General features: G+C 29.9%; 1 protein-coding gene. It reads left to right on the top strand.

Annotated elements, in window-relative coordinates; all coding sequences use genetic code 11:
- The coding region (locus tag ACFIJL_RS09500; RefSeq protein WP_375624467.1) for an autotransporter outer membrane beta-barrel domain-containing protein at positions 1–298 on the top strand (298 nt) is incomplete at its 5' end.
- Positions 299–1,103 lie beyond the last annotated feature (805 nt).

Genomic DNA, 1,103 nt, shown 5'->3' with positions numbered 1-1,103 from the left:
GGTGGGGCGTGTTGGTGGGCGTTTAAGAAAGACACTTAATGTTTCTGAAGAGGGACGTGTCGTTTCTTTTTATAGTAAGCTTTCTTATTTGCATAGTTTTGAAGATAAGCAATTTGTTTCTTTTAAAAACGATTTCCAATTAGGTTTTTTTGGTTCTTTTTTGGAAGCAGGTCTTGGGTTTAATGCTCGTCTTTCTTCAAAACTTTTTCTTCATGGAGATGTAACTTATCAGCATAAATTTAAGAAAGCTGGTTTTTCTGGAGCCAGTTTCTCTGCTGGATTGCGACATCTTTTTTGAAGAGATATAATGTGCATTTTTATATAAAAGGCAGAAGATTTTTCTGCCTTTTAATGTATTGAAATTTATTTTTCCTCATCAATATGGTTATTTTTTTGATATAAAAGATTACAATAGATGCTTTCTTCTATGCGATGAGGAATTTTCCTAAAATTTTGATATTAAGATATGGGGGCAGATTTCATTGTGAATGTGAGAAGCTTGAATGCTAAATTCTTGTGGTATAATCTTTTAAAAGAGACGATATTGATGGTTGTTTTTGTCCATTTCTTTATTAAATTTTATAGATCATAAGTTTAGTCTTTACGAGATTTATGCATTTTTTTGAATTTTGTTTTAGAACTTTATTTACGTTTATATCATTTCATACGCATATTATTTGTTTCCTTTTTTAGGATGTTTACTTAAGAATTTTGGAGAAATACTTGTTTTTAGAACAAACAGAGGGAGTTTGAGGTCAAATTATAATAAAAGTAAAGTATGCTTTATCGTATTGTTACGGTTGTTGTTTTGTAAATGATAGGTGGCAGAGAAATTTTGATTGGATACAGGATATTATTTTTATTGCGGTTATGCGCGGATATCATCATTCTTTTTTCAGCATTCAATATTTGCGCAGATTTTAGCACTCGAGAATGTTCATAAGAAGCAATACACCTTTTTTCAAAAGTCCTTCTTTACATGCCAGCTTCGTTTGTGATGAACAAGGGGTTAATTGATTAAATATAAACAGGTTTGAATGAAAGAAATTTATAATATTCAGTTTTTTATTGAATATGTAGAATGATGAGTGAGTATTCTAAAT

The sequence above is a fragment of the Bartonella sp. TT119HLJHH genome, from assembly GCF_042193385.1.
Lineage (GTDB): Bacteria > Pseudomonadota > Alphaproteobacteria > Rhizobiales > Rhizobiaceae > Bartonella.
The sequence above is the reverse complement of the archived record's forward strand: the minus strand, read 5'-3'. Positions and strand labels throughout refer to the sequence as shown.